This is a genomic window from Comamonas sp. Tr-654 (assembly GCF_011752915.1).
In the GTDB taxonomy this organism is placed as follows: domain Bacteria; phylum Pseudomonadota; class Gammaproteobacteria; order Burkholderiales; family Burkholderiaceae_C; genus Comamonas.
In genome coordinates this window covers 325,752-350,896 of record NZ_VWWQ01000002.1, presented here as the reverse complement: position 1 = coordinate 350,896, position 25,145 = coordinate 325,752, and the positions used below count along the sequence as shown (strand labels likewise).

Annotated in this window: 22 protein-coding genes and 2 tRNA genes; 12 read left to right on the top strand and 12 right to left on the bottom strand. The window is 62.4% G+C overall.

Annotated features, from left to right (window positions below; genetic code table 11):
* Nucleotides 1–13 precede the first annotated feature (13 nt).
* From F3J24_RS07275 to F3J24_RS07230, 10 genes are all read right to left on the bottom strand, one after another.
* Nucleotides 14–430, bottom strand: coding sequence for a rhodanese-like domain-containing protein (locus F3J24_RS07275; RefSeq protein ID WP_167004140.1), 417 nt, complete (start codon nucleotides 428–430; stop codon nucleotides 14–16).
* Between the two features lie 25 nt (nucleotides 431–455).
* Nucleotides 456–1,439 (bottom strand): M48 family metallopeptidase, encoded by a 984-nt coding sequence (locus F3J24_RS07270; protein WP_167004138.1) that lies wholly within the window; start codon nucleotides 1,437–1,439, stop codon nucleotides 456–458.
* A gap of 13 nt (nucleotides 1,440–1,452) precedes the next feature.
* The gene (locus F3J24_RS07265) at nucleotides 1,453–2,193 is read right to left on the bottom strand and encodes a 1-acyl-sn-glycerol-3-phosphate acyltransferase (protein WP_167005256.1); all 741 of its coding nucleotides are present in this window, start codon (nucleotides 2,191–2,193) and stop codon (nucleotides 1,453–1,455) included.
* A gap of 131 nt (nucleotides 2,194–2,324) precedes the next feature.
* Nucleotides 2,325–2,912, bottom strand: a complete 588-nt coding sequence (locus F3J24_RS07260; protein ID WP_167004136.1) for an HAD-IIIA family hydrolase — start codon at nucleotides 2,910–2,912, stop codon at nucleotides 2,325–2,327.
* 78 nt (nucleotides 2,913–2,990) lie between these two features.
* Nucleotides 2,991–4,214 carry a beta-ketoacyl-ACP synthase I gene (gene fabB / locus F3J24_RS07255; RefSeq protein ID WP_114863304.1) on the bottom strand — a complete coding sequence of 408 codons (1,224 nt, stop codon included), beginning with the start codon at nucleotides 4,212–4,214 and terminating at the stop codon, nucleotides 2,991–2,993.
* Nucleotides 4,211–4,735 carry a 3-hydroxyacyl-[acyl-carrier-protein] dehydratase FabA gene (gene fabA, locus F3J24_RS07250; RefSeq protein ID WP_003050986.1) on the bottom strand — a complete coding sequence of 175 codons (525 nt, stop codon included), beginning with the start codon at nucleotides 4,733–4,735 and terminating at the stop codon, nucleotides 4,211–4,213. The genes fabB and fabA overlap by 4 nt, the downstream gene beginning before the upstream one ends.
* Before the next feature lie 218 nt (nucleotides 4,736–4,953).
* Nucleotides 4,954–6,543 carry an apolipoprotein N-acyltransferase gene (lnt, locus tag F3J24_RS07245; RefSeq protein WP_370527726.1) on the bottom strand — a complete coding sequence of 530 codons (1,590 nt, stop codon included), beginning with the start codon at nucleotides 6,541–6,543 and terminating at the stop codon, nucleotides 4,954–4,956.
* 206 nt (nucleotides 6,544–6,749) lie between these two features.
* A complete protein-coding gene (locus F3J24_RS07240) occupies nucleotides 6,750–7,631 on the bottom strand; it encodes an HlyC/CorC family transporter (protein ID WP_003050982.1) in 882 nt (293 codons plus the stop codon).
* Between the two features lie 188 nt (nucleotides 7,632–7,819).
* The gene (locus tag F3J24_RS07235) at nucleotides 7,820–8,542 is read right to left on the bottom strand and encodes a GNAT family N-acetyltransferase (RefSeq protein ID WP_019044035.1); all 723 of its coding nucleotides are present in this window, start codon (nucleotides 8,540–8,542) and stop codon (nucleotides 7,820–7,822) included.
* Between the two features lie 143 nt (nucleotides 8,543–8,685).
* Nucleotides 8,686–9,168, bottom strand: coding sequence for an Lrp/AsnC family transcriptional regulator (locus tag F3J24_RS07230; RefSeq protein WP_003050977.1), 483 nt, complete (start codon nucleotides 9,166–9,168; stop codon nucleotides 8,686–8,688).
* Between the two features lie 219 nt (nucleotides 9,169–9,387).
* Here F3J24_RS07230 and hppD point away from each other — a divergent pair, with 219 nt between their 5' ends.
* From hppD to F3J24_RS07210, 4 genes are all read left to right on the top strand, one after another.
* Nucleotides 9,388–10,509: a 4-hydroxyphenylpyruvate dioxygenase gene (gene hppD / locus F3J24_RS07225; RefSeq protein WP_167004131.1), complete on the top strand. Its 1,122-nt coding sequence runs from the start codon at nucleotides 9,388–9,390 to the stop codon at nucleotides 10,507–10,509.
* A 298-nt stretch (nucleotides 10,510–10,807) separates the two neighbouring features.
* Nucleotides 10,808–11,842 carry a tripartite tricarboxylate transporter substrate binding protein gene (locus F3J24_RS07220; RefSeq protein ID WP_167004128.1) on the top strand — a complete coding sequence of 345 codons (1,035 nt, stop codon included), beginning with the start codon at nucleotides 10,808–10,810 and terminating at the stop codon, nucleotides 11,840–11,842.
* Between the two features lie 94 nt (nucleotides 11,843–11,936).
* Nucleotides 11,937–12,821 (top strand): phenylalanine 4-monooxygenase, encoded by an 885-nt coding sequence (gene phhA, locus F3J24_RS07215; RefSeq protein WP_167004125.1) that lies wholly within the window; start codon nucleotides 11,937–11,939, stop codon nucleotides 12,819–12,821.
* A gap of 241 nt (nucleotides 12,822–13,062) precedes the next feature.
* Nucleotides 13,063–15,510: a DUF3772 domain-containing protein gene (locus F3J24_RS07210; RefSeq protein WP_167004122.1), complete on the top strand. Its 2,448-nt coding sequence runs from the start codon at nucleotides 13,063–13,065 to the stop codon at nucleotides 15,508–15,510.
* Here the strand turns inward: F3J24_RS07210 and F3J24_RS07205 are convergent.
* Nucleotides 15,450–16,427 carry an alpha/beta fold hydrolase gene (locus F3J24_RS07205; protein ID WP_167004118.1) on the bottom strand — a complete coding sequence of 326 codons (978 nt, stop codon included), beginning with the start codon at nucleotides 16,425–16,427 and terminating at the stop codon, nucleotides 15,450–15,452. The two genes, F3J24_RS07210 and F3J24_RS07205, sit on opposite strands and share 61 nt — an antisense overlap.
* A gap of 184 nt (nucleotides 16,428–16,611) precedes the next feature.
* On the opposite strand from F3J24_RS07205, the gene F3J24_RS07200 reads away from it, so the two are divergent.
* From F3J24_RS07200 to F3J24_RS07180, 5 genes are all read left to right on the top strand, one after another.
* Nucleotides 16,612–18,321 carry an AMP-binding protein gene (locus tag F3J24_RS07200; protein ID WP_167005253.1) on the top strand — a complete coding sequence of 570 codons (1,710 nt, stop codon included), beginning with the start codon at nucleotides 16,612–16,614 and terminating at the stop codon, nucleotides 18,319–18,321.
* Between the two features lie 66 nt (nucleotides 18,322–18,387).
* Nucleotides 18,388–18,462: transfer RNA gene (locus F3J24_RS07195), tRNA-Val, on the top strand.
* Nucleotides 18,463–18,468: 6 nt separating this feature from the next.
* Nucleotides 18,469–18,543: transfer RNA gene (locus F3J24_RS07190), tRNA-Val, on the top strand.
* A 115-nt stretch (nucleotides 18,544–18,658) separates the two neighbouring features.
* Complete coding sequence (locus tag F3J24_RS07185; protein ID WP_167004115.1) at nucleotides 18,659–19,111, top strand: bacteriohemerythrin; 453 nt, start codon at nucleotides 18,659–18,661, stop codon at nucleotides 19,109–19,111.
* 94 nt (nucleotides 19,112–19,205) lie between these two features.
* Entirely contained in the window at nucleotides 19,206–20,168 is a 963-nt protein-coding gene (locus F3J24_RS07180; protein WP_167004112.1) for an MBL fold metallo-hydrolase, read from the top strand.
* 129 nt (nucleotides 20,169–20,297) lie between these two features.
* Here the strand turns inward: F3J24_RS07180 and F3J24_RS07175 are convergent, their stop codons facing one another.
* A complete protein-coding gene (locus tag F3J24_RS07175; RefSeq protein WP_167004109.1) occupies nucleotides 20,298–21,098 on the bottom strand; it encodes a siderophore-interacting protein in 801 nt (266 codons plus the stop codon).
* A 67-nt stretch (nucleotides 21,099–21,165) separates the two neighbouring features.
* Between F3J24_RS07175 and F3J24_RS07170 the strand changes: the two genes are divergently transcribed.
* The 3 genes from F3J24_RS07170 to F3J24_RS07160 all read left to right on the top strand — a co-directional run bounded on the left by F3J24_RS07170 (nucleotide 21,166) and on the right by F3J24_RS07160 (nucleotide 25,145).
* A complete protein-coding gene (locus tag F3J24_RS07170; protein WP_167004104.1) occupies nucleotides 21,166–21,609 on the top strand; it encodes a MarR family winged helix-turn-helix transcriptional regulator in 444 nt (147 codons plus the stop codon).
* A 341-nt stretch (nucleotides 21,610–21,950) separates the two neighbouring features.
* On the top strand, nucleotides 21,951–24,266 hold the full coding sequence (locus F3J24_RS07165; protein ID WP_167004100.1) for a catecholate siderophore receptor Fiu: 2,316 nt from the start codon (nucleotides 21,951–21,953) through the stop codon (nucleotides 24,264–24,266).
* Between the two features lie 198 nt (nucleotides 24,267–24,464).
* Nucleotides 24,465–25,145 carry a Fe2+-dependent dioxygenase gene (locus F3J24_RS07160; protein WP_167004096.1) on the top strand — a complete coding sequence of 227 codons (681 nt, stop codon included), beginning with the start codon at nucleotides 24,465–24,467 and terminating at the stop codon, nucleotides 25,143–25,145.

Genomic DNA, 25,145 nt, shown 5'->3' with positions numbered 1-25,145 from the left:
CAAGCCCTGCGCTTTACTGATGCCAGGGCAGGCCGCGCTTGCGCCAGCCTCCGAGCCGGCCGCGCTGGCCACTGGCATCCACATCGCCTTCGAAACCCTCAAGAATGTTGTAGGCCTCGATCCCCAGACCTGCTGCGCGCTGGGCCGCCGCAACGGAGCGCACACCGCTGCGGCAGAGCAACACTACCTTTTTGCCCTCGGGGACTGCTGCTCGCAGCTCGGCATCAAAGTTCGGATTGGCAGCCATGCCAGGCCATTGCTTCCAGGCCACAGCGACAGCGCCCGGCACCTTGCCCACCCACTCACGCTCGGCGTCGGTGCGCACATCGACCAGAACCGCCTCGCCAGCCTGCAGCCATTGCCAGGCCAGTTCTGCAGGCACATCGCCCGCATAGCCGGCAGCGGGTTGAATGGGGGTCGTGTTACTCATTTCATTCCTTGTCTTGTCGTTGCCGCTATTCCCAGACGGGCAGAGGCCTGTCTCTCAATGCTCTGCGCAACTGCTTCCAGTCGGGCAGAACCTGTGCCACCACCGCCCAGAATTGTGGGCTATGGTCCATATGGTGCAGATGCGCGAGTTCATGCACCACCACATAGTCGATGATTTGCGGGTTGTGCTGCATCAGCCGCCAGTTCAGACGAATGATCCCGCTGCTGTTGGCGCTGCCCCAGCGTGTGCTGGCACTTGTCAGGCGCAGCGCATTCCAGCGCACGTCCATGGCGGCCGCATGCTGCAGCATGCGAGCCGTGAAATAGCTGCGTGCCTCGCGCAGTATCCAGGCCTGAACGGCTGCGCGCACCTGAGCCGCCGGAGCCTGCGCTGACAAGGGCAGATGCAGACTCTGCGAACCATCGGCCCCCTGCTCTCGATGCGTCTGGCGAGTAGCCAACAGAGCTGATCCTCCTCCTGTCAGCCGCAAGCTCATGGGCTGCCCCAGATAGTCCAGCACGCCCCCGTCCTGCCAGAGAATGCGTGCCTCCTGCTTGATCTGCTGTCGCTGACCGGCCTCCTGCAGCTTGCGCACAATCCAGCCTGCCTTGGTCTGCAGCGCTGATTCGATCTCGGGCATGGCCACCCATTGCGGAGCAGTAACTTCAAGACCTTGCTGGCCTACGCTGAAGCCGATGCTGCGGCGCGCCGAACGGCGCAACAGATAAGCCACGTCACTGCCTTGCAGGCGGGCACTGTGGCTGGCCGCCGGATGCACCAGGAATGTGGCGGGCTCATTCTTTTTCAGATCAATAGCATCCACCGGAACACTGGCAGGCGTTAGAAGCTGATTCTTCTCTAATTCCAGTTCGGCCTGCTCCGAACGCTGTGCGGCGGCCTCAGGGCCGATGGGTCGGCGCCTGCGCGGCATCAACCCGCCCCGCCCATCCCCCACCACAGGCGGCACCAACCATTGCCAAGCTTGCTGCAAGCTATCGCCTGTGGACATGGGCAGTTTTGCTTTATTTACGGTAGGCCTCTGGATCCAGGCGCTGCATTTCAGACTCGATCCAGGCCTCGACCTCGGCCATCAGTTCATCATGCTTGCGACCCACTGAAGCAATGGGCTTGCCGATGGACACATCCACCACGCCAGGCTTTTTGATGAAGGCCTTGCGCGGCCAGCACTTGGCTGAGGTAACGGCAATCGGCACCACAGGCACGCCCGTCATGATGGCCAGACGCGTCGCGCCGGTCTTGTACTCCCCAACTTCGCCGCGATTGACACGTGTGCCTTCGGGAAACATGATGACCCAGATGCCTTGATCGAGCAGGCGCTTGCCCTGCTCCACCACCTTGTGAAAGGCGCGCGAGCGCTGGGCACGGTCGATGTGAATCATGTCCAGTGCGCCGATGGACCAGCCAAAGAACGGCACCTTCAGCAACTCTTTCTTGAACACATAGGCCAGCGGACGCGGCATGATGGCAGGCATCAGAAAGGTCTCGTAGGTAGACTGGTGCTTGACCAGCAGCACCACTCCTTGCTTGGGATCCGCAGGCAGGTTTTCCATACCCTGCACCTGATACCGCACCCCCATGATCACACGGGCGCTGTCCACCGAAAGTTTGAGCCAGGCGCGTGCAGCGCTGTAAGCCTTGGTTGACGAGCCGCTGGTCCACTTGGCCAGCAGCACCGCGAAAGTGTAGGGAATGACGGTAATGGCCATCCACAGCATGTGGAGGACAGAGCGAATCAGGGACATGACAGCAATCGAAGAACGTGAGCGCAGACCGGTAGCCTGGCCCATGGAATTGGCACGGTTATCGACAAGAAACATAGCAGCTTGCGCTGCTGTTTCAAGCAGTTGAATCTATTTTGACCTGAAACCTGAAATCAGTGCGAGGCGGGTGCCGAATCCAGGGGCTGAGCATCCTCATCGCCTCCCAGCGGCAGCAGCCTATTCACCACGGCTTCCAGATCAGGGTAGCGCTCGCTGCCCTCGGGCAGATCGGCATCGCTGCTGCACTCGGGCCGGGCGGTGGACTCAACAAACACCAGATGGGCACCCATGGCCTGGCCCGCCTGCAAATGCTCGACACCGCTGCCAATGGCCCAGATCTCATGGCCTTCCGCACCGTAGCGATCGGCAATCTGCTCAAACAGCGCTGCGCCGGGTTTGCGGCACTGGCAGTCTTCATCGGGAGCATGCGGGCAAAAAAACACGGCTTCCACGCGCGCGCCAACAGCGGCCATCTCCCGGTGCATCTTGGCATGCACGGCATTGAGTTCGATCACATCGAACAAGCCGCGGCCCAGCCCCGGCTGATTGGTGGCGACCACCACATGCCAGCCGGCACGGTTCAGGCGCGAAACCGCCTCCAGCGCACTGGGGACTGCAACCCATTCATCAGGCCGTCCAATGAAGCCTTGGGCACCCCATTGGTTCAGGGTGCCATCACGGTCAAGAATTGCGATCTTCATGGGAGAGACGGTAGTCGATGACAGAAAAAAGCCCGCTTACCTCAAGGCCAAGCGGGCTTGCGATTCAAGGCTGCCAGCTTACTGGCCTTCCCAGCGCTTGAGCACCAGGGAGGCATTGGTGCCGCCAAAGCCAAAGCTGTTGGACAGCACGGTCTTGAGCTCGGCATCGCGGGTCTGGGTGACCAGAGGCATGTCGCCCAGCAGCGGGTCGGGCGTGTCCACGTTCACCGAGCCGGCGATAAAGCCCTTGTTCAGCATGATCAGGCAGTAAATCGCTTCCTGCACACCAGTCGCGCCCAGCGAATGGCCGGTCAGCGACTTGGTGGACGAGAATGCGGGCACCTGGTCACCAAACAGCTCGCGCATGGCACGCACTTCCTGCATATCACCCACGGGGGTCGATGTACCGTGGGTGTTGATGTAGTCGATGGGCGCATCCACGGTTTCCATGGCCTGCTTCATGCAGGCGATGGCGCCGTCGCCCGAGGGTGCGACCATGTCCTCGCCATCACTGGTGGCACCAAAGCCAACCACTTCGGCCAGGATGTTGGCACCGCGTGCCAGCGCATGGTCCAGGCTTTCGAGCACCACCGCACCGCCGCCGCCGGCGATCACGAAGCCGTCACGGTTGGCATCGTAGGCACGCGAGGCCTTCTCTGGCGTCTCGTTGTACTTGCTGGACATGGCACCCATGCCGTCGAACAGCAGCGACATGCCCCAGGACAGCTCTTCGCCGCCGCCGGCAAACATCACATCCTGCATGCCCCAGGCGATCTGCTGGGCCGCAGCACCGATGCAATGGGCCGAAGTGGAGCAGGCCGAGGTGATGGAGTAGTTGATGCCCTTGACCTTGAAGTTGGTTGCCAGGCAGGCCGAAACCGTGGAGCTCATGCAGCGTGTGACCTGATACGGGCCCACGCGGCGGATACCTTTTTCACGCAGCGTATCGGCTGCCTCAATCTGATTGGCCGGCGAGCCGCCGCCCGAGCCCATGATCAGACCGGTGCGCGGGTTGCTCACCTGTTCGGGCGTGAGACCGGCTTGCTTGATCGCGTCTTCGAGAGCGATCTGCGAATAGGCAGCAGCATCGCCCATGAAGCGCAGCTGCTTGCGGTCGATGCGCGCCTCGATATCGATCTCGGGAATGCCTGCCACCTGCGAGCGCATGCCCAGCTCCGTGAACTGGGGCATGGCCTTGATGCCGCTCTTGCCCTCGCGCAGCGAGGCCTCCACCGTTGCCAGGTCATTGCCGATGCACGAGACAATGCCCGCGCCGGTGATCACTACCCGCTTCTTGCTCATGCTGCCGTTCCCTTGGCATCACCTTCACGCAGGAACAGACCCACGCGCAGGTCATTGGCCACGTAAATTTCCTTACCGTCGGCCAGCAGGCGTGCATCGCCGATGGCCATGTTCAGCTTGCGCTTGATCACTCGCTTGATATCAATTTCATATGTCACGAGTTTGACATCGGGGCCTACTTCACCGGTGAACTTGACTTCACCTGCACCCAGGGCGCGACCACGACCCGGCAGGCGCAGCCAGGTCAGGTAAAAACCGATCAGCTGCCACATGGCGTCCAGGCCCAGGCAGCCGGGCATGACAGGGTCGCCCTGAAAGTGGCAATCAAAGAACCACAGATCAGGCCTGACGTCCAGTTCCGCAACAATCTTGCCCAGACCGTGGGCACCGCCGTCCTCGGAGATATGTGTGATGCGATCAAACATCAGCATGGGAGGCAGGGGCAGACGTCCGCTATCGGCACCAAACAGCTTGCCTTCGCCGGACGCGATCAGTTGTTCGTAGGAAAAAGATTCAGCCATTCTCTCAATTGCTCCGCGGCAGCCTGTGCAAGCTACCTGTTACTCTATATTTGGGTGACGGGACCCGCGCCCGCTGCGCGCGCCCACTGAGGGCGGTACAACCGGGGATTATCAAGGCTCGCAGCCCTACCCGGGACACAATACCCGTTTTCAGGCCCAAGACTCTGCCACAAATGCCACAGCCGCTGATGTCAGCGTGGCTTATTCCGTGCGCGCCACTACGCCTTCCTCTGCCTTTTCGATGACCACCAGGCCAGCGCGCAAAGCGCCAGGCACAGCAGCGTCAAGGGCAGCAGGCCCAGGGCATGTACCCAGCGGGCATAAGGCGTCAGGCCATCGCGCCCCTGAACCCGGCCCTGCAATACTGCGCGTTCGAACGGTGCCAGTGCTTTCACCACTTGCCCCCTGTGATCGATCACCACCGTGGCCCCGGTGTTCGTTGCGCGCAACATGGGGCGCTCGAACTCCAGCGCACGCATACGGCTGATGGACAGATGCTGATCAATGGCCACGGAGTCCCCAAACCAGCCGATATTGCTCAGGTTGACCAGCACCGTAGGTGCCGTCGCCGCATTGCCAAAGTGGGCCGCCAGCTCTTCGCCGAACAAATCCTCGTAGCAGATATTGGGCGACAGGCGCTCGCCTGCCCAACTCATGGAAGGCTGGCCCAGTGCGCCGCGATTGAAGTCGCCCAGCGGAATGTTCATGAGCTCGGTGAACCAGCGGAACATGGGAGGGATGAACTCGCCAAACGGCACCAGGTGATGCTTGTCGTACTGATAGGCCTGGGTCTGCCCGGGCAGCCAGCCTTCGACCGTATTGGTAAAGCCCTTGTCCCAGTTGCCCAGCGGCAGCCCCACCAGGGCCGCGCGGCTGGAGTCCTTGGCGACAAAAGGTGCACGCACAAAATCCAGATAGCCCTCGGGAAGCTGCTGAGGCAGCAGCGGAATGGCGGTCTCGGGCGCCACCACCAACTGAGCACTGGCGTCATGCAGCTGCTGGGCATACCAGCGCAGTGCGACCACCACGCCCGAGCCCAGTTCGAACTTCTCATCCTGGGGAATATTGCCCTGCAGAAGCTCCACGCTCATGCCGGGCTGCTGGCCGGGCGCGGCAACGGCGCTGTCGTGCGACCACCACAGCCCGCCCCATACCAGGCCCAGAGCCAATGCGGATGCCAGGGCTGGCACTGACTTAATCACCACGACCCTGGTCTGCGCGCGCCAGACCAGCAGCGCCAACCAGGCCGCAGCCCAGGCTGCCACAAAGCCCGTGCCATAGACGCCAATCCAGCGCGGCAGCACGGCCAGCGGGCCTTCCACATGGGCATAGCCGGCGGCACCCCAGGGGAAACCGGTCCAGAGCCAGCCGCGCGCGAGTTCAGCCAGCGTCCACAGTGCCGCGAAAACCAGGGTCGATAGCGCGGCCGGAACCTGCGCCAAGCGCTTGAAACACCATGCTGCCACGGCGTAATAGCCACCCAGAAAGCCCGCCAGCGCCAACACGGCAGCTACGGCCAGTGGCGCAGCCAATCCGCCATAGGTGTGCATGGAGATAAACAGCCACCAGAAGGTCGCCACAAGCCATGCCGTGCCAAACAGCCAGGCCCGTCCTGCCGCCTGGGCCGCGGAGCGGGCGGCCAGCAGCGCATGAACCAGCACCGCCAGCGACAGAATCTGCAGCCACCACAGCGGACGACCATAGCCTCCAACCAGGCTCAGCCAGCCGTCGCCCTGACCACGAGCCCAGGGCCAGGCCAGCGAAAGAGCCTGCAGGCCGCCTGCAAGGACTAGTAACAGCGCGCTCATCCAGCCATGAGGCTTGGCAGCAGCAGTCTGAACGGTGGGGGCAGAGGTGGTCATAGGAATCGGCTGGCAAGAGCAAAACACCCAACCGGGTGGTTGGGTGAATTCAAGCATACGAGGTATGGCCAGGACTTGTGCACACCAAGAGGTACAACCGGTATTTCCACCGGCATCACACCAGGCCTGCCCCGGATTTGCGCAAGTCGCAATCAGTTGCGAACAAGGCTGTCCGGCGAAGGATCTCGCACCACCTTGAACCAGCGCACCGCGCCGCCCTTGGTATGGAGCACGGTGAACTCCAGTCCGCCCAGGTGAACTTGCTCGCCGCGCTTGGGCATATGTCCGATTTCGTGCGCGATGAGGCCCCCGATGGTGTCGAACTCGGCATCGGGGTCACTGGCATGCAGCGCGGTTTCGAACTCCTCGCTCACATGCTCGATGCTGGCATCGCCCGCCACGCGGTAGCTGTTGTCGGCAAGCGCAAAGATATCGCCCTCGTCCTCGGGGATGTCGAACTCGTCCTCGATCTCGCCGACGATTTCTTCCAGCACGTCCTCAATCGTCACCAGACCGGCGACGCGGCCAAACTCGTCGATGACCACCGCCAGATGATTGCGATTGGCGCGGAACTCGCGCAGCAGATCGTTCAGGCCCTTGCTCTCGGGCACGAAGACGGCGGGCCGCACCAGAGCACGAATGTTCAGGGTGGGAGAACGCTGCAACTTGAGCAAATCCTTGGCCATGAGAATGCCAATGATGTTCTCGCGCTCGCCCTGGTAGACCGGAAAGCGCGAATGCGCCGTGGTGAGAACCTGGTGCAGGATTTCTTCGTATGGAGCGTCGATATTGATGAGATCCATGCGTGGCGCGGCCACCATGACTTCTCCGGCGCTCATGTCGGCCATGCGAATCACGCGTTCCAGCATGACGCGGGACTCGGTGCCGATGACCTGGTTGTCTTCGGCTTCTGCCAGGGTTTCGATCAGTTCATCGGGAGATTCCGGTGCCGGATGAATGAACTCAGCCACCTTTTGCAGGAAGCTTCGCTTGTCTTCCTTCTCGGGAAGTCGCGCAGGATGGGGGTCAGACACTGTCTTGGAGTGCAGGACGTGCGGTAGTCAAACAAGTCCCCAAGAATAACGGATTGTGTTGACAGACGGCTTGCTAGCTCACAAAAGCCATGAATAGCTGTCACCGAGGGCGCTCAGTAAAAGCTATTTTGATAGCTGCTTGCAGTTGTCTTTATTGGGCTGCAGCGTCGCCAGCTTCAGAAACCGACTTACTCGCCTGATTTATGGCGGCCTTCCTGCACACCCTTGCGCACTTCCTGCACACCGGCCAGAAAAGTCCAGAAATTGACAGCCTGCTTCTTGAGCTGATAGTCCATCTCGCCCAGATGCTCGGTCACCAGGTCGCTGACATGGGTCTCGAAGTCGGCAGGCGGCAGCTCCAGATAGGCTTCGGACTCCGAGCCTTCTCGCTTGACGGTGGCACCCGCGTTGCGCGCAATCTTGAGCATGGCCGTGTTCTCGGACAGCGCATGGATGAACATCATGCTCACGTTCTTGCTGCGTGCATGCAGCACTGCACGCGCGAACAGACGTGCACCCAGCCCCTTGCCGCGTGCACTCTTGAGCACGGAGACGCCGAATTCCGCGCATTTCTCATGCTCGGGGTGGCCGGCAAAGGCCAGATGCGCCATGGAGATCAATTCCAGACGGCGGTTGAAGATGCCGAAGATATCGTCGCGCTCGAAGTCGAGCTGCTCGACATAGCGACGCACCTGCTCGTCGTTGGCCGCATAGCCAAAGCGCAGATAGCGATCACGCGCATCCAGCTTGAGCAGATGCTTGATGATGCGATCGCGATGGCGCGGACTCAGCGAACGGATGGGGACCAAGGACGGCGAGCGACGCTCGGCGCCATGGGACTTGCCCATGTCTCGCAGCCAGCCGGAGCCAGCCTGCCAGGGCGATGTCAACCAGTCTTTGGGGAGGTTCATAGCCTGAAATATAGGTAAAAACCCGAATCTTCACAAGTACCATATTGCATTGCAACAATCTTGTAAGGATTTTGCGTTAATTCAACACCTTAGCGTCTATTTCCGGCTAGGCCATGGTCCGTATGAAGGACCTCTCTAAAGGCTTAGAGCGGCACGGCCGTCGTGACCTTGACCCGGTCCATGACAAAGCTGGTTTTGCAGTCCTGCACGCTGGGGTGTTTGAGCAGCGTGTCCATGATGAAACGACTGTAATGCTGCATGTCCGCCACCACCACCCGCAGCAGATAGTCCATCTCGCCAGTGAGGGAGACACACTCCACCACCTCGGGCCAGGTCTGAACGCTGGCGCGGAACACGTCCATGGGATTGCGCTTGCTGGTTTCGGTGTATTTTTCCAGACGCACATTGATATAGGCCGTCAGACCCAGGCCCACGGTCTCGGGCTGTACCAGGGCCACATAGCGGTCGATGACACCGTTTTCCTCCAGCCGCTTGACTCGGCGTAGCACGGCGCTGGGCGAAAGGCCGACCTGCTCCCCGATGACGTCATAAGTTTCTCGGCCATTGGCCTGCAATCGGCGCAAAATCGCCTTATCCAGTTTGTCGATGGTGTGCATGGGACTCATGGCGACAGATTATAAAAACAGCGCAGTTTTTCTTAATGGTTAACCCTTGATAACCATTTAAATTGCATGAAATCAAATTCTTGCGCAATTTTCATGCATCAACAGGTTTGCCGCCAAGGCATTTTTGCATGAAGCTTGCCAGTTGCCTGTCCTACAGTGAATCCATCGTCGACACCTGTTCTTCATGTGTTGTGCCCCTACCCGATGGAGACCTCTGCCATGAACGCCCCACTGACCCAAAGCAACGCCAGCACATTCCAGACCTGGGACAACCCCATGGGAACGGACGGTTTCGAATTCGTCGAATACGCTGCACCCGATCCCGTGGCCATGGGTCAGCTGTTTGAGCGCATGGGCTTTCAGGCCATCGCCAAGCACCGCCGCAAGAACGTGACCCTGTATCGCCAGGGCGAGATCAACTTCATCATCAATGCCGAGCCCGACAGCTTTGCCCAGCGCTTCGCGCGTCTGCACGGTCCCAGCGTCTGTGCCATCGCCGTGCGCGTCAATGACGCCAAGTACGCCTACGAGCGCGCCACTTCACTGGGTGCCTGGGGCTATGCCCAACAGGCCGCCCCCGGGGAACTGAGCATTCCCGCCATCAAGGGCATTGGCGACTCCCTGATCTATTTCATTGACAAATGGCGCGGCAAGAATGGCGCCAAGGACGGGGACCTGGGCAATATCAGCTTCTTCGACGTGGACTTCGAGCCCCTGCCCGGTGCCGATCTGCACCCCGAGGGCCTGGGCCTGACCTATATCGACCACCTGACCAACAACGTCTACCGTGGCCGCATGGCCGAGCTGGCAGAGTTCTACGAGCGCATCTTCAACTTCCGCGAGATCCGCTACTTCGACATCGAAGGCCAGGCCACAGGCGTCAAGAGCAAGGCCATGACCAGCCCCTGCGGCAAGATCCGCATTCCCATCAACGAGGAAGGCAACGACAAGGCCGGCCAGATCCAGGAATATCTGGACATGTACCACGGCGAAGGCATACAGCACATCGCGCTGGGCTCGACCAATCTCTACGACACCGTGGACGGCCTGCAGATGAACGGCATCAAGCTGCTGAACACCAGCGAGACCTATTACGAGCTGCTGCCCAAGCGCATTCCGGACCTGCAGGAACCCATTCCCGAACTGCTGGCGCGCAATATCCTGGTGGACGGCCAGCCCGGCGAACTGCTGCTGCAGATCTTCAGCGAAAACCAGCTGGGCCCCATCTTCTTCGAATTCATCCAGCGCAAGGGCAATAGCGGCTTTGGCGAGGGCAATTTCAAGGCCCTGTTCGAGACCATGGAGCTCGACCAGATGCGCCGCGGCGTGCTCAAGACCTGAGCCACAACGGAGCCGACCATGCGCCCTCCCGGCCTGCATCTGCCCCTTCCGGCTGCTGGCAGCACGGCCGGTGCGAGCCCCGGCGCTACGCCTTCCATCAAAAAGATACCAATGGTTACCACTCCGTCAAACGGACCATGTGGCGATCGGTTTCCGTCCCTATACTTTCCGTCATGCTGCACTGCCGCATTCACGTCTGACGTGGGCCGTCGCAGCCAGCTTCAACGCCCGGAAGGATCAAGTGCCGCGACCCCATCAGCTCCCCGCTACAGCCCCAGAGGACTGCAGAACACCGGGGATGGATGCGCCTTCCGGTACCTCGCACCTTTCCCGCCGTCAGGCCTTGTCGCTGGCGGTGGCATCTGCGACCGCTCTGATCGCCAACAGCGCGCATGCGGCCAGGGATGCGAGCGCTCTGCCTTCGAATTCCAGCCGCAGCCGCAACGAACTCTCCCTGGTCGTACCCTATACAGCGGGCGGCCCGCTGGACCGTGCGGCGCGCAAGCTGACGCAGGAAACCACGGCCCTGGGCAACATCAATGTGCTCAATGTCCCGGGCGAGGGGGGCGCCACGGGCGCCGCCATGGTGGCCAGAGCGGGAGCGCGCGAGCCCATGCTGCTGATGGGTGCCGTGGCCACACATGCCATCCTGCCCTGGCTCAACCCCCAGCTGCCCTACGATCCGCTGCGCGACTTTCAGCCGCTGACACTGGTGGCCCGCATGCCCCATGTGCTGGTCATGCGCAGCGAGCTGGCCATGCAGTGGCGCATCTATTCGCCCGAAGATCTGCTGCGTTTCATGTCCAAGCACCGGCAAGCACTGCGCTATGCGTCGGCAGGCAATGGCAGCATCGGCCATATCGCGGGCCAATGGTTCCAGTCGCTGACCCAGGTGCCGCTGCAGCATCTGCCGTTCGGCGGCGCCAGACCAGCCCTGTCGGCTCTGCTCGAAGGCACGGCCGATCTGATGTTCGACAATATTGCCTCTGCCCTGCCCCATCTGCGCGCCGGCAGACTCAAGGCCATTGGCGTGACCTGGCGCTCGCCGCTGCCGGCTCTGCCGGAGGTTCCCAGCCTGGACGACAGCATCAAGGGCATGAATCTGACCACCTGGTTCGGCATCTTTGCCACCGCAGGCATCACGGACAGCCAGGCCAGACGCTGGTCGGATGCGTTTGGCCAGACGCTGCAAAGACCCGAGGTGCAGCAGTATTTCGATGCCATGGGCGTGGTGCGCGACGACCTGCGCCTGCAGGACTTTGCCCGCCTGGTGCAGGCCGAGCACGCCCGTTACGGGCAGTTCGTCAAACGCGCCCAAATACAGATGCACTGAGCCGGCTTCCGGCTCGCCACTCCTCTTTCCTGCTGCGCCCGGGCCACGAGCTCCGGCCGCAGCCTTCGCGACCCCTCATCTCAGGGAGTGCCTCATGAACAACATCCAGAGCAGCACCGCCACGACCGGCAACATAGGTGCGGCGCCCGTCGTCTATGGCCAGTCCGATCGACCGCCACGCGGCGACTACACACGGGCCCATGCCGACTACACCTGCACGCAGGACTATGCTGCCTATACCAAGGCCGAGCATGACACCTACCATCGGCTCTACGAGCGTCAATCTGCGCTGCTGCCGGGCCGCGCCAGCCAGCATTTCATCGATGCCCTGCCTTCGCTGGGAGCCAAGGAGCGCATCCCGCGCTTCGAGGAAGTCAACGAGCGACTATTCAAGGCCACGGGATGGGAGATCGTGGGCGTTCCGGGCCTGATTCCCGAGGTGCCATTCTTCTCGCTGCTGGCCCAGCGCAAATTCCCGGTCACCGACTGGATACGCAAGCCCGAGGAGTTCGAATACATCGTCGAGCCCGATATCTTTCACGATCTCTTCGGCCATGTGCCGCTGCTGTTCAACCCCGTCATGGCCGATTTCATCCAGGCCTACGGTCAGGGCGGCCTCAAGGCCGCCGAGCTCGGCGTCTGCGAGATGCTGTCGCGCCTGTACTGGTACACGGTGGAATTCGGCCTGATCCGTGAAAACGGCGGCGTGCGCGCCTATGGCGCCGGCATTCTGAGCTCCGTGGGCGAGCTGGAGTACAGCGTCAACAGCCCGCAGCCACATCGCCTGCCGCTGCAGTTGGAGCGCACCATGCGCACGCTCTACAAGATCGACACCTATCAGCAGACCTATTTCGTGATCGACGACATGCCCCATCTGCTGAACCTGGCCGATACCGACTTTGCACCGTTGTACGAGCAGCTGCGCCAGCTGCCCACCATTGGCGCCAAGGAACTGCTGCCCGGCGAACAGCTGATTTAGTCAGCGGATGTATACCGGCACGGCCCCTGGCAAGCGCGAATCCATGCGCCGAATTTTCTAACGAAAATTCGGCCCCGTCCCTTTTCAGTAAAGCGCATGCAGCTCCATTTCCAATAGCAAGCCATGCGAAAAACCGGGGCTGCAAGCCCTGTTTGGCCCGGCTGCGCCCTGAAACCCTGCCCGCTGCATTGCACCTATAGTGAGCGCCAGAGGCAAACTGCCGCCCACTCACTTCTTCACAATGCATTACCGCTGCAACCAACTGCTGCGCTGGCTTTTAGCGCTCCAACTTTGCATAGGTCTGGCCGTCGCGGCCGAGCTGCCTGCCAACGGCGATATCCAGACCACCTCCATCGCCCAGATTCAACAGGCATCGACCACGCTGGATAAAGTACGCCAGTCGCTCGATGACGCCGACACCTCCGAAACGCTGCAGGCCCTATCCGAAAAAGCCCTGCAGTCCAAACGCGATGCCGACAACGCCGTCACGGCGCTGGAGCCGCTGCTCAAACAGATCGATGCCCGCATTGCCCAGTTGGGGCCGGTGGCCGAAGGCAGCGAGGAATCGCCGGAGCTGAGCCTGCAACGCAAGGATCTGGCCCAACAGCGCAGCGAGCTGGACTCCGCACTCAAGCGCGGCAAGCTGCTGTCCATGGAGGCCAAGCAGACCACGGACAGCATCGAGAAGATCCGCACCCAGCAGTTCAACGCGCAGATCGCGCGCAAGGTGGCATCCCCGCTGTCACCTTCGCTGTGGAAACAGTTTGCCGAGCATCTGCCGACCGATCTGCAGCGCATTGCTGCCCTGACACGCCAGGGCCGTACCAGCTTCAACGCCGCCATTTCCGAACATGGCTGGTCAGCCACGCTGACCGGCATTGCCCTGGCACTGTTCGTGATGTTTCCGCTGCGTATCGGCCTGCGCTATGCGGGCCGCAAATTTGCGTCTTCCGACCACGCCCCCAACGGACGGCTGCGCCGCACGGGTCTGGCTGTCTGGATGCTGGTAGTGGGCACGGCACTGCCCGGCCTGGCCAGCCTGGTATTCATCGAAAGCCTGCGCTCCATAGACGCGATTGCGCCGCGCCTGCAAACCGTGGCCGACGCCTGGATTCAATCCTCATTTGTCGCGGCCTTTTTCCTCTCCGTCAGCGCCAGCCTGCTGGTGCCCAAGCGCCCCACCTGGCGACTGCTCAATATCGACGACATCGCCGCCCCGGCGCTCACACGCTTTGCCTGGGGAGCCGCCGGCCTGACCTGGTTCTCCATGATGCTCAACGCGGTGGACATAGCCGCGCGTACCAGTGCCGTCAGCAGCGTGGCTCTGGACGGACTGATTGCACTGATCTATGCCGTGCTCATCATGTCGGTGCTGGTGGTCATCAACAGGCAGCGCAAGCGCCAGCAGATGGCCGAGCGCGAAAAAGCCGCCCATCATGGCGACGACTATCGCCCTGCGACGACCAGCCGCTGGCTGATGCTGGCCTGGCTGGGCGGGCATCTGACGGTGCTGGCCGCACTGATCGCGGCGCTGATCGGCTATCTGAACTTTTCGGTCTTCGCGGCCACGCAGATGGTCTGGATCACGGTGGTGGTTCTGGCCACCTCGCTGCTGATGAAGTTTGCCGACGACCTTTTTACCTGGCTGTGCTCAAGCGATAGCCGTATTGGCCAGGGCTTCGCTGCCGGCACGGGCCTCAAGCAGTCGCGCCTGGAGCAGGTCGGCGTTCTGCTGTCGGCCTTCACGCGTGTCTGCCTGCTGCTGCTGGGGCTGATGGCGCTGATCGCTCCCTTCGGCAACTCCAGCAGCCTGATCGTGCTGGCCGATACGCTGACCAACGGCCTGCCCGTGGGCGACTCCTTCCTGCGCCCAATGACCATCTTGCGCGGCCTGCTGGTGCTGGTGGCGGGGCTGACGCTGTTTGGCGCCTTGCAGCACTGGCTGGTGGAGACCTTTCTGCCCAAGACCGAGCTGGACATAGGCGCACGCAACTCCATCAGCACCGTGGCCCGTTACACGGGCATTCTGTTGTCCGGCCTGTGGACGCTGGCAGCCCTGGGCATTGGCTTTGAAAAAGTGGCTCTGCTGGCCAGCGCCCTGTCCGTCGGCATCGGCTTTGGTCTGCAGGCCATCACGCAGAACTTTGTCTCAGGCCTGATTCTGCTGGCCGAGCGCCCCGTGAAGCTGGGCGACCGCGTGCGCATCGGCGACCAGGTCGGCGATATCCGCCGCATCAGCGTGCGCGCCACGGAGATCCAGACCGATGACAAATCCACCGTCATCGTGCCCAACTCGGAGTTCATCACCAAGTCCGTCCAGAACCTGACCATGGACGGTGCACTGGGCCGCATCTCGATCGCGTTCTCGGTGCCGCTGAACACCGATATCGTCAAGCTGCGCGAGGTGCTGCTGGGACTGTATGCCGAGCATGAGGCCGTGCTGAGCACCCCCGCTCCTTCCATGTATGTGGACTCCATCAACGGCAGCGTGGTCAACATCACCAGCTTCGGCCATGTCTCCAGTTCGCGCAATGTCTACAGCACGCGCAGCGACCTGCTGTTCGGCCTGCTGCAGCGCTGCGCGGAGCAGAAGATCGCCCTGGTTTCCGCCACCGACATCCACCTGATTCAGGACCCGCAGGCCCGTGCCCCGGCACCGGCTGCGGAGGCACCTGCCTCGGCAGCCTGATAACGCCCCTGCGGTCGCCCCTGCAGTTGCGCCTGCAACTGCAGGCAGTGCTGCCAGACCCGCGGGTCAAACAGCAGCTGCATATGTGCTGCATCGTCGACCTGATGACACTGCGCATTCGGCAGGATCGCCAGGTCGGGAGGAAAGACGATGTTGTCGCTGCTGCTACACCAGCAGCTGAACGACACGTCCTGGGGCGGCGGCCCCAGCCGCTGCAACCAATCGCTGCCCTCACGCATGTCGACGGCTGGCAGGCGCTGCGCAAACCGCGCCAGCCAGGCGCCACCATGCGGCGTGGCCACCGTGACCACATGGGCTGCATAGCGCGCACGCTCATCGACATCGAGGCGCTTGAGCCAGGCACGCACCACCAGACCGCCCATACTGTGCGCGACCAGAAGCGGCGCGCGATGCGTGCGCTGGACGATCTCCTTCACACATCTGTCGAGATCATCCACCATGGCATCGACAGGACTGCCATGCGCGGGCTCCAGCGTCATGGCCACGCTGGGGATTCCGCGAGCCTTGAGCGCGCGCAGCCAGACGGCCCACACGCCGCGGTTGCAGAAATAGCCGTGCACCAGCACCATGCCCACCTGCGCTTGCTTCTCAGCCGTTCCATCGGGCTCGGCATGTTCGCGAAAAGGAATCTGCCAGCCAAACAGCCGCCAAGCCCAGCGCCACTCCGACAGCCAGGCCCGCAGCGCGACCATGGCAGGCGGCAGCGGAAAGCCCCGACTGCGCAGCACCGCCCGCATCATCAGCATCTGCGTGCCCAGCTGCAGCCCGGCTCCGCCCGCAATCAGCATCGCGCCCAGCAAGGCCACGGCAGCCGAGTGCGGCCACCAATAACTGCACCAGAGCAGCAGTGCCAGCCAGCTGCCCACCACCACACAGCGCCAGAACCAGGTATTCAAATCGGCACCTCCTCATGCGCAGCGTAGCAAGCATGGCGACCAACGCCTAGGACAAGCCCCCGTAGACCCTGGCAGACCTCATCCGCAGAATCAGCCGCAGCGCAGGTTTTGCATGCTGGCCCCTTTGTTCAACCCGCCGCCCGCGTCCCAGGACGACGAGCGGCTTCTGCAAGGTAACTCTTCTATGGACGCTGCCGCTCCCTGGTTCAAGAACTATCCACCCAATGTGCCTCACGATGTGCAGCCCGGGCAGTACCGCTCGCTGGTGCACCTGCTCGAAGAAGCCTTTACACAGCATGCAGAGCGTCCGTTCTCGGTCTGCATGGACCGCTGGATGAGCTATGCCGAGCTGGACAGGTTCTCCGCACAGATGGGGGCCTGGCTGCAGAGCCTGGGCCTGGAGCCAGGGGCGCGCGTGGCCATCATGCTTCCCAATGTGCCGCAGTTCGCAGTCAGCATGGCCGGCGTGCTGCGTGCGGGCTTTACCTGCGTCAACGTCAACCCGCTCTACACCGCGCGCGAGCTCGAGCATCAGCTCAAGGACTCGGGCGCCACGGCCATCATCATTCTGGAGAACTTTGCCCGTACCTTGGCCCAGGTGCTGGAGCGCAGCCATATACGCCATATCTGCCTGACCAGCATGGGCGATTTGCTCGGCGGTCTGTATGGCAGCTGGATCACTTTTGCCGTGCGCCATCTGGCCAAGATGGTGCCGGCCTTCGATCTGCCCCTTGGCGCGGCTCCTGGCAGCACAGGCCCGCAACGCCAGGTCACCCTGTTCAACAAGGCCCTGGCCGAGGGCGCCGGGCGCAAGCTCGTTGCCAGCACGGCCACGCTGGACTCGGTGGCCTTTTTGCAATACACAGGCGGCACCACGGGCCTGTCCAAGGGCGCGGTGCTGACCCATCGCAACATCGTCGCCGCCACGCTGCAGGCCCATACCTGGTTCACCCCTGCACTGGAAGGCCGGGTCAAGGCCAACGAAACCCATATCGTCGCGGCCTTGCCGCTCTATCACATCTTCGCGCTCACCGTGAGCCTGTTCGCCATGCGACTGGGCGGCAGCCTGAGCCTGATCCCCAATCCGCGCGATATCCCGAAATTCGTCAAGGTGCTCAAGAAGCGCCCCTTCCACGTGCTGCCGGCCGTGAACACCTTGTTCAACGCACTGCTCCACAACCCCGAGTTCCGCCAGCTCGATTTCTCCCAGCTGTTCATCTCCCAAGCCGGCGGCATGGCCGCATCCGAAGGCACGGCACGCCAGTGGCAGCAGACCACGGGCTGCGCCATGATCGAAGGCTGGGGCATGAGCGAGACCTGTGCCATCGGCACGAACAATCCGGTGACCAACAAGGAGTTCACCGGCACCATCGGCCTGCCGCTGCCCAGCATCTCGGTCGCCATCAAGGACGATGAAGGCCACAACCTGCCCAACGGCCAGGCGGGCGAGCTGTGCATCAAGGGCCCCAACGTCATGCAGGGCTACTACAACCAGCCGGCAGAAACTGCCAAGGCCTTCACGGCCGACGGCTATATGCGCACCGGCGATATCGGCGTGCTGGACGACGAGGGCTACACCCGCATCATCGACCGCAAAAAGGACATGATGGTGGTCAGCGGCTTCAACGTCTATCCGAACGAGCTGGAAAACGTCATCTCCATGTGTCCCGGCGTGCTCGAATGCGCCGCCGTGGGCGTCAAGGACGATCAGCAGGGCGAATCCATCAAGGTCTATGTGGTGCGCAGCGACCCATCGCTGACCGAAGACCGTGTCATGCGCTACTGCCAGGAGCAGCTGACGGGCTACAAGCGGCCACGCCATATCGAATTCCGCGACGAACTGCCCAAGACCAATGTGGGCAAGATCCTGCGGCGCGAACTGCGCTCGAACTGACTTTTTTCAGAAAATTTACGAGTTTTCCCGAAGGGCGCCAAAGTTGCTGCTAGAATTGCGGTCTTCGGGTGATTAGCTCAGCGGTAGAGCACTGCCTTCACACGGCAGGGGTCACATGTTCGATCCATGTATCACCCACCAGTTAAAGCGCGATTAGCTCAGCGGTAGAGCACTGCCTTCACACGGCAGGGGTCACATGTTCGATCCATGTATCGCGCACCAGACAAAGCCTCTTGAATTTCGGTTCAAGAGGCTTTTTCTTTGGCCGGTCCCATTGCGCGGCCCTTGCATAATGGATCTTCCACAGCAGGCCCTGCCTGACAACAAGAAGACCACTATGAGAGAGACACCCACCCTGGCCTGGAGCGACGCACTGCTGATGGGCCACGGCGCCATGGACGAGATTCACGAGGAGTTCGTGCAGCTGGCAGGCCGGCTCGAATGCGCCGGCGACGAGCAGTTGCCCGGCCTTCTGCAAGCCATGGAAAGCCATCTGCAGCACCACTTTGCCGAAGAAGACCAGTGGATGCTGAGCACCGGCTTCCCGCCACGCGACTGCCATATCGACGAACATGCGGCCGTGCTCAAGTCCGTGGCCGAAGTCCGCATCAAGCTCGCCGAAGGCAATATCGCGCTCTGCCGCGATCTGACCCGGGCCCTGGTGGACTGGTTCCCGGGCCATGCCACGCATCTTGATTCAGCCCTGGCGCACTGGCTGTCCAAGCAGCGCTTTGGCGGCAAGCCCGTGGTGATCCGCCGCAACATCCTGTCTTCGGCCCAATCGCACTGAGCAGCATTGAGCAGCTCGCCCGCGCGACAGCTGCGTGATGAGCGGTCTGCTAGGCTTGTGCAAAACACAAAGCACCGCACAGGAGACCAGCCCGATGAATGGATCCCCGGCAATGCATGTCCCACTGCCGCCCGGCATGACCGTGCTGGAGCGCGGCTGGCTGTCGGCCAACAACATCGTCTTTGCCGCGCAGGCCGGCGATGCCGAAGGCGCCGCCGTCATCGACACCGGCTATGTCGCGCATAGCGCGCAAACCCTGGCGCTGATCGAAAGCACGCTGGCCGGTCAGCCGCTGGCGCGCATTCTCAACACCCATCTGCACAGCGACCATTGCGGCGGCAATGCAGCGCTGCAGCAAGCTTATCCACAGGTGCAGACCTTGATCGCACCGGGCCAGGCCGAGCAGGTGCGCAACTGGGACGAAGCCGCCCTCAGCTATGCCCCCACAGGCCAGGAATGCCCACGCTTTGCCATCACTGGCCTGCTGCAGCCCGGCAGCACCGTGCGCCTGTCGGGGCGCGACTGGCAGATCCATGCAGCCCCCGGCCATGATCCGCATTCGGTGATTCTGTTCGAGCCCGACAGCCGCATCCTGATCTCTGCCGATGCGCTGTGGGAGAACGGCTTTGGCGTGGTCTTCCCCGAAATCGAAGGCATTGCCGCCTTTGACGAGGTCGCCGCGACCCTGGACGTGATCGAGCGCCTGGAGCCCAGCCTTGTCGTGCCCGGACACGGCGGCTTGTTTGGCGATGTGCAGACGGCTCTGGGCATTGCCCGCAAACGGCTGGCCGGCTTTGTCCAGGCGCCGGAACGCCATGCCAGCTATGCCGCCAAGGTGCTGCTCAAATACAAGCTGCTGGAGTGGCAAAGCATCAGGGTGCATGAGCTGCAGAACTGGGTTCATGCCACTCCCTATTTCGGCACTCTGCACCAGAGCTACTTTGGCGCGCAAACGGCACAGCAATGGCTGGATAGCCTGATCGAGAGCCTGGTGGCCAGCGGCGCAGCCGAGCTGCGGCGCGATGCCGCCGATGCTCCCGTGCTGCTCAACCGCTGACGCAGACTGCATAACGTACGAGCAGTGACGTGCGGCAAGTGAAGCGCGTCAGTGATACACGATGGCAGCACTGGGAGCGTTGAGTGCTCCGCGCCCCAGGGCTGCGAATCGCGAAGGCTGATGGCCTCCTCAGTCGTTCGCGCTCAGTTCCTCGTGGTGGGCGGCCTCTCCCTGCTTCCAGTAGGAAGCAATCCGCATGCGCTTGGGATTGGCGCCGGGCTTGGCCAGAATGCGCTTGCGCAGATCGGCCATGGCACGACTCTCGCCCGCCGCCCAGACAAAGCCATCGCCTTCTGGCAGCTCCAGCGCATCGACGGCAGCGGCCAGGGACTCCACCCATTGCAGATCCAGCTGCGCAGCACTGCTCCAGTTGCGTTGATCGAGCTGATTGCCGATCTGCACCCGCACGATGGCACGGCTGCCGGCCGGCAGTTCCGCCAGGCGGCGCTCCATGGCGGGCATGGCGCTTTCATCGCCCAGCAGCACATGCCAGTCCAAATCGGCGGGCACGACCAGGCTGCCGCGCGGGCCGGCCAGACCCAGCCACTGGCCAATGGGGGCTGTGCGCGCCCATTCCACGGCGGGGCCCGAGCCATGCTCGGCAAACTCCAGCTGCAGTGTGTTGCGGGCCGCGTCGTAGTTCAGCGGCGTGTAGTCGCGCATGGTAGGGCGCTCGCCATCGATATGGGGGCGGCCGTCGACCATCCGCGGCAGATTGGGCCTGTCCATCCCGGCCTGGGGCAGGATGAGCTTGGTATGGTCGTCAAAGCCCGCGCTGACAAAGCCTGCCAGTTCGGGGCCACCCACGGTCAGGCGTATAAAGCCGGGGCTGAGCTGCTCGCGCGCCAGCAACTGCACATGGCGCGAGCGGAATTCGTGGCGTACACGCTGCATGATGGACACTGTCTCGGTGTTGGACATGATTTTCATTAAGTTGATAAAGTCCACGAAATATCCATCAATAAGTTGACTAAGTCAACAAACAACCTTTCCCACCATGAGTTCATCCATCGCCGCCGATGTGTTCGAGGTGCTGCACGATCTGCTGCACCTGTTTCGCGCGCGCCTGCTTGAGTCGCTTGAAGCGGTGCAACCGGGGCTGACCTTCAACGAATTCCGCATCCTCATGCACACCGGTCGCCACCCCGGCATCACGCAAAAGGAACTGGTCGAGCACAGCCACACCGACAAGGCCCAGATGGCGCGCACCCTGGCCCAGTTGCAGGACAAGGGCTGGCTGGAGCGCTCGGCCAGCGAAGCCGACAAGCGCGTGCGCTGCCTGCAGCTCAGCGCCCGGGGACAGCAGCTGTTCGATCAGCTCAGACACCGGCGCGAGCAGATCGCCACCGAGCTGCTCAGCGCCATGCCAGCAGCCCAGCAGGCATTGCTGCAAGAACTGCTACGGCAGGCACTGGACGGCGCCCAGGCTACGCGGCCGTAAGGACTCCCAAAAAAGGAAGCAGCCAGCGCATGCTGCTCAACGATTTCATTGCTCCAGTATCTTGAAATGCAGGTATGAAAGGCGGTAGCCGCTCTCATATCCGAAGTGAAGCGAGCGCCCGCCTATCCCGACCATGTTGCTGTGCAACAACGTCAGACAGGATTCTCCGTAAACTTTCGCAAAGTTACATTAAGAATCATTATCATTTGCAGCATCCGTACCCGAGTACGCCTTAGCCAGCCAGGACTCCGCCAGCACGCCCTCCGGCGTCTGCGGCCGCATCACAAGTGCAGACAGCCCATACCCGCCAGCCAACTGTCTTCACTTCCAGTCCTTTCAACATGGCTCAATCCAACATCTATATCCAAAGCCGCAAGCATTCCGCGGGTCGCTTGCCTTCCTCCGCCGGTCTGGTCGCCTGCGCCACTGTGCTGGCAGGTGCCACCCTGGCAATGCCAGCAATGGCCCAGTCTGCGGAAACCGCACTCAAGGAAGTCAAGGTGGAAGGCAATGCCGACACCGGCTACACGCCCGGCCAGCTGTCTTCGCCCAAGTTCACCCAGCCGCTGGTCAACACCACCCAGACCGTCAACGTCATCAAGGAGCAGCTGCTGCAGGAGCAAGGCGCCACCACGCTGACCGAGGCGCTGCGCAATGTGCCCGGCGCCGGCACCTTCTACGCAGGCGAGAACGGCAACACCAGCACGGGCGACGCCGTCTATATGCGTGGCTTCGACAGCTCCAGCAGCATCTACGTGGACGGCGTGCGCGACATCGGCTCGATCTCGCGCGATATGTTCAACATCGATCAGGTCGAAGTCACCAAGGGTCCGGCCGGCACCGACTACGGCCGCAGCGCCCCCACCGGCGCTATCAATCTGGTGAGCAAGCAGGCCAATCTGAACAACAGCTTCGGCGGCTCGCTGGGCCTGGGTTCGGCAAGCTACAAGCGTGCCAGCATCGACCTGAATCGCGTCGTCAATGCCGAGACCGGCACGGCCGTGCGCCTGAACGCCATGGCGCAGGACGCCAATGTGGCGGGCCGCAACGGCATCGAGAACAACCGCTGGGGCATTGCGCCCTCGTTTGCTTTCGGCCTGAACTCGCCCACCCGCGTGTTCGTGAACCTGCTGCACATCAAGCAGAGCAATGTGCCCGACGGCGGCGTGCTGACCATGGGCCTGCCCGGCTACACCTCGCCGGACCCCGCCAAGCGCGGCTACCTGAGCGGCGCGGCGCGCGTCAACAGCAAGAACTTCTACGGCACGGCCTCCGATCACGACGATGTGACGGCCACCATGGCCACGCTGAAGGTGGAGCATGATTTCTCCGCCACCACCAAGCTGCGCAACACCACGCGCTGGGGCGAGACCAAGCAGGACTATCTGCTGACCGCCTTCATGGCCGGCAGCACCCAGCTGGTCACGCCCAATGCCAACGATCCGTCCACCTGGACCATGTCGCGCAACATCAATACCAAGGATCAGGTCAACCGCATCCTGACCAACCAGACCAATCTGAGCACCAGCCTTGCCACCGGCAGCGTGCAGCATGATCTAAGCCTGGGCCTGGAGCTGACGCGCGAGGAACAGACCAACTACGGCCTGGCTACCAAGGGCACGGTGCCCGCCGTCAGCGTCTACAACCCGGACTCCAGCATCTTGCTGCCCGACTACCAGCGCAACGGCGCCGACAGCAAGGGCAAGACCGACACCGTGGCGCTGTATGCCTTCGACACGCTGAAGTTCAACGACCAGTGGCAGGCCAATCTGGGCCTGCGTCTGGACCGCTACAAGACCTCGTACAACGCCATGGCGGTCTGCACGGCCACTTCGACCACCCAGCCCTGCGGCAGCAACCCTGTGGGCACCGTGGTGCCCACCACGTCCGACGGTCTGAGCAAATCCGGCACCTTGCTGAGCTGGAAGGCCGGCCTGCTCTACAAGCCCGCTCCCAATGGCAGCGTCTATCTGAACTACGCGCTCTCGCAGCAGCCGCCGGGCGGCAGCAACTTTGCGCTGTCGGCCGCGGTGAACAATGCCGCCAACCCCAATATGGACCCGCAAAAGGCCAAGACGCTGGAGCTGGGCAGCAAATGGGAGCTGGCAGAAAAGAATCTGATGCTCAGCGGCGCGCTGTTCCGTACCGAGGTAACCAATGAAATCGTCACCAACTCTGACGGCACCGTGGGCCAGACCGGCAAGAAGATCGTGCAGGGCCTGGAACTGGGCGTGATCGGCCAGATCAACAAGGCCTGGGGCGTGAGCGCGGGCTACACCGTGCAGAACACCAAGGTCGACACCGGCGCCCTGGTGGCAGCCGACGCCAGCAACGGCCTGACCTATACGCCCAAGAATGCCTTCAGCCTTTGGAGCACCTACCAGTTGCCCTTCGGCCTGACGGTCGGCGGCGGCGCGCGCTATGCGGGCGGCCTCAAGCGCGGCACCGACGGTGCCGTGGGCACGCCCAACCACACGGACTCCTACTGGGTGTTCGATGCCATGGCCAGCTACCGCGTGAACAAGAATCTGGACATCCAGCTCAATGTCTTCAATCTGTTCGACAAGGACTATGTCGCGGCCATCAACAAGAGCGGCTACCGCTACTTCCCCGGTATTGCACGCTCGGCCCGCCTGACGGCAAACTTCAAGTTCTGATTGGAAGTTCCCCCCCTGAGGCGCTCCGCGCCTTCCCCCTCTCTGGCGCTGAGCGCCGGAGGGGGACGACATCTTCGCTGCGGGGCGGCCCTTGCTTGATGTCTCTGGCTTGGGCCATGCCAGCTCAAAGGCTGCACCCTCTTTTTACGCTTTCAGCCTCGCAACTGCGGGGCTTTCCCGTCCGAGGAAATTCAAAAAATGATGCTGCATATCCCCCAGGTCCTGAGCCGCGAGCAGGTCGCCAGCATGCGTGCCGCCATCGATGCCGCCGACTGGGTCGACGGCCGCGCCACCGTGGGCAGCCAGGGCGCCCAGGTCAAGCGCAACCGGCAGCTGCCCGAGCACTCGCTCGTGGCCCAGGAGCAGGGCAGCATCATCTTGCAGGCGCTGGCAGCCAGCCCGCTGTTCTTCAGCGCCGCCCTGCCTGCGCGCACAATGCCGCCGCTGTTCAACCGCTACAGCGACAGCGAGACCTACGGCCTGCATGTGGACGGCGCGGCACGCCGCGTCGCGGGCTCCGAGCAGTGGCTACGCACCGATGTGTCCTGCACCCTGTTTCTCTGCGAGCCCGAGGACTACGAGGGCGGCGAGCTGGTCGTGGTCGACACCTACGGCACGCACGAGGTCAAGCTGCCTGCGGGCGACCTGATTCTCTACCCCTCCACCAGCCTACACCGGGTCGAGCCCGTGACGCGCGGCGAGCGGGTCTGCTCCTTCTTCTGGGCCCAGAGCATGGTGCGCGACGACGCGCGCCGGGCCCTGCTGTTCGAGATGGACCAGGCCATTACCAGCCTGCGCGGAAAATTCGGCGAAACCGAGGAGAGCGTCAGTCTGACCGGCCACTATCACAACCTGCTGCGCATGTGGGCCGAGACCTGA

Coding starts and splice junctions, on each gene's coding strand:
- F3J24_RS07275 (WP_167004140.1), bottom strand. CDS start 430: ATGAGTAACACGACCCCCATTCAACCCGCTGCCGGCTATGCGGGCGAT.
- F3J24_RS07270 (WP_167004138.1), bottom strand. CDS start 1,439: ATGTCCACAGGCGATAGCTTGCAGCAAGCTTGGCAATGGTTGGTGCCG.
- F3J24_RS07265 (WP_167005256.1), bottom strand. CDS start 2,193: ATGTCCCTGATTCGCTCTGTCCTCCACATGCTGTGGATGGCCATTACC.
- F3J24_RS07260 (WP_167004136.1), bottom strand. CDS start 2,912: ATGAAGATCGCAATTCTTGACCGTGATGGCACCCTGAACCAATGGGGT.
- fabB (WP_114863304.1), bottom strand. CDS start 4,214: ATGAGCAAGAAGCGGGTAGTGATCACCGGCGCGGGCATTGTCTCGTGC.
- fabA (WP_003050986.1), bottom strand. CDS start 4,735: ATGGCTGAATCTTTTTCCTACGAACAACTGATCGCGTCCGGCGAAGGC.
- lnt (WP_370527726.1), bottom strand. CDS start 6,543: ATGAGCGCGCTGTTACTAGTCCTTGCAGGCGGCCTGCAGGCTCTTTCG.
- F3J24_RS07235 (WP_019044035.1), bottom strand. CDS start 8,542: ATGAACCTCCCCAAAGACTGGTTGACATCGCCCTGGCAGGCTGGCTCC.
- F3J24_RS07230 (WP_003050977.1), bottom strand. CDS start 9,168: ATGAGTCCCATGCACACCATCGACAAACTGGATAAGGCGATTTTGCGC.
- hppD (WP_167004131.1), top strand. CDS start 9,388: ATGAACGCCCCACTGACCCAAAGCAACGCCAGCACATTCCAGACCTGG.
- F3J24_RS07220 (WP_167004128.1), top strand. CDS start 10,808: ATGGATGCGCCTTCCGGTACCTCGCACCTTTCCCGCCGTCAGGCCTTG.
- phhA (WP_167004125.1), top strand. CDS start 11,937: ATGAACAACATCCAGAGCAGCACCGCCACGACCGGCAACATAGGTGCG.
- F3J24_RS07210 (WP_167004122.1), top strand. CDS start 13,063: ATGCATTACCGCTGCAACCAACTGCTGCGCTGGCTTTTAGCGCTCCAA.
- F3J24_RS07200 (WP_167005253.1), top strand. CDS start 16,612: ATGGACGCTGCCGCTCCCTGGTTCAAGAACTATCCACCCAATGTGCCT.
- F3J24_RS07185 (WP_167004115.1), top strand. CDS start 18,659: ATGAGAGAGACACCCACCCTGGCCTGGAGCGACGCACTGCTGATGGGC.
- F3J24_RS07180 (WP_167004112.1), top strand. CDS start 19,206: ATGAATGGATCCCCGGCAATGCATGTCCCACTGCCGCCCGGCATGACC.
- F3J24_RS07175 (WP_167004109.1), bottom strand. CDS start 21,098: ATGAAAATCATGTCCAACACCGAGACAGTGTCCATCATGCAGCGTGTA.
- F3J24_RS07170 (WP_167004104.1), top strand. CDS start 21,166: ATGAGTTCATCCATCGCCGCCGATGTGTTCGAGGTGCTGCACGATCTG.
- F3J24_RS07165 (WP_167004100.1), top strand. CDS start 21,951: ATGGCTCAATCCAACATCTATATCCAAAGCCGCAAGCATTCCGCGGGT.
- F3J24_RS07160 (WP_167004096.1), top strand. CDS start 24,465: ATGATGCTGCATATCCCCCAGGTCCTGAGCCGCGAGCAGGTCGCCAGC.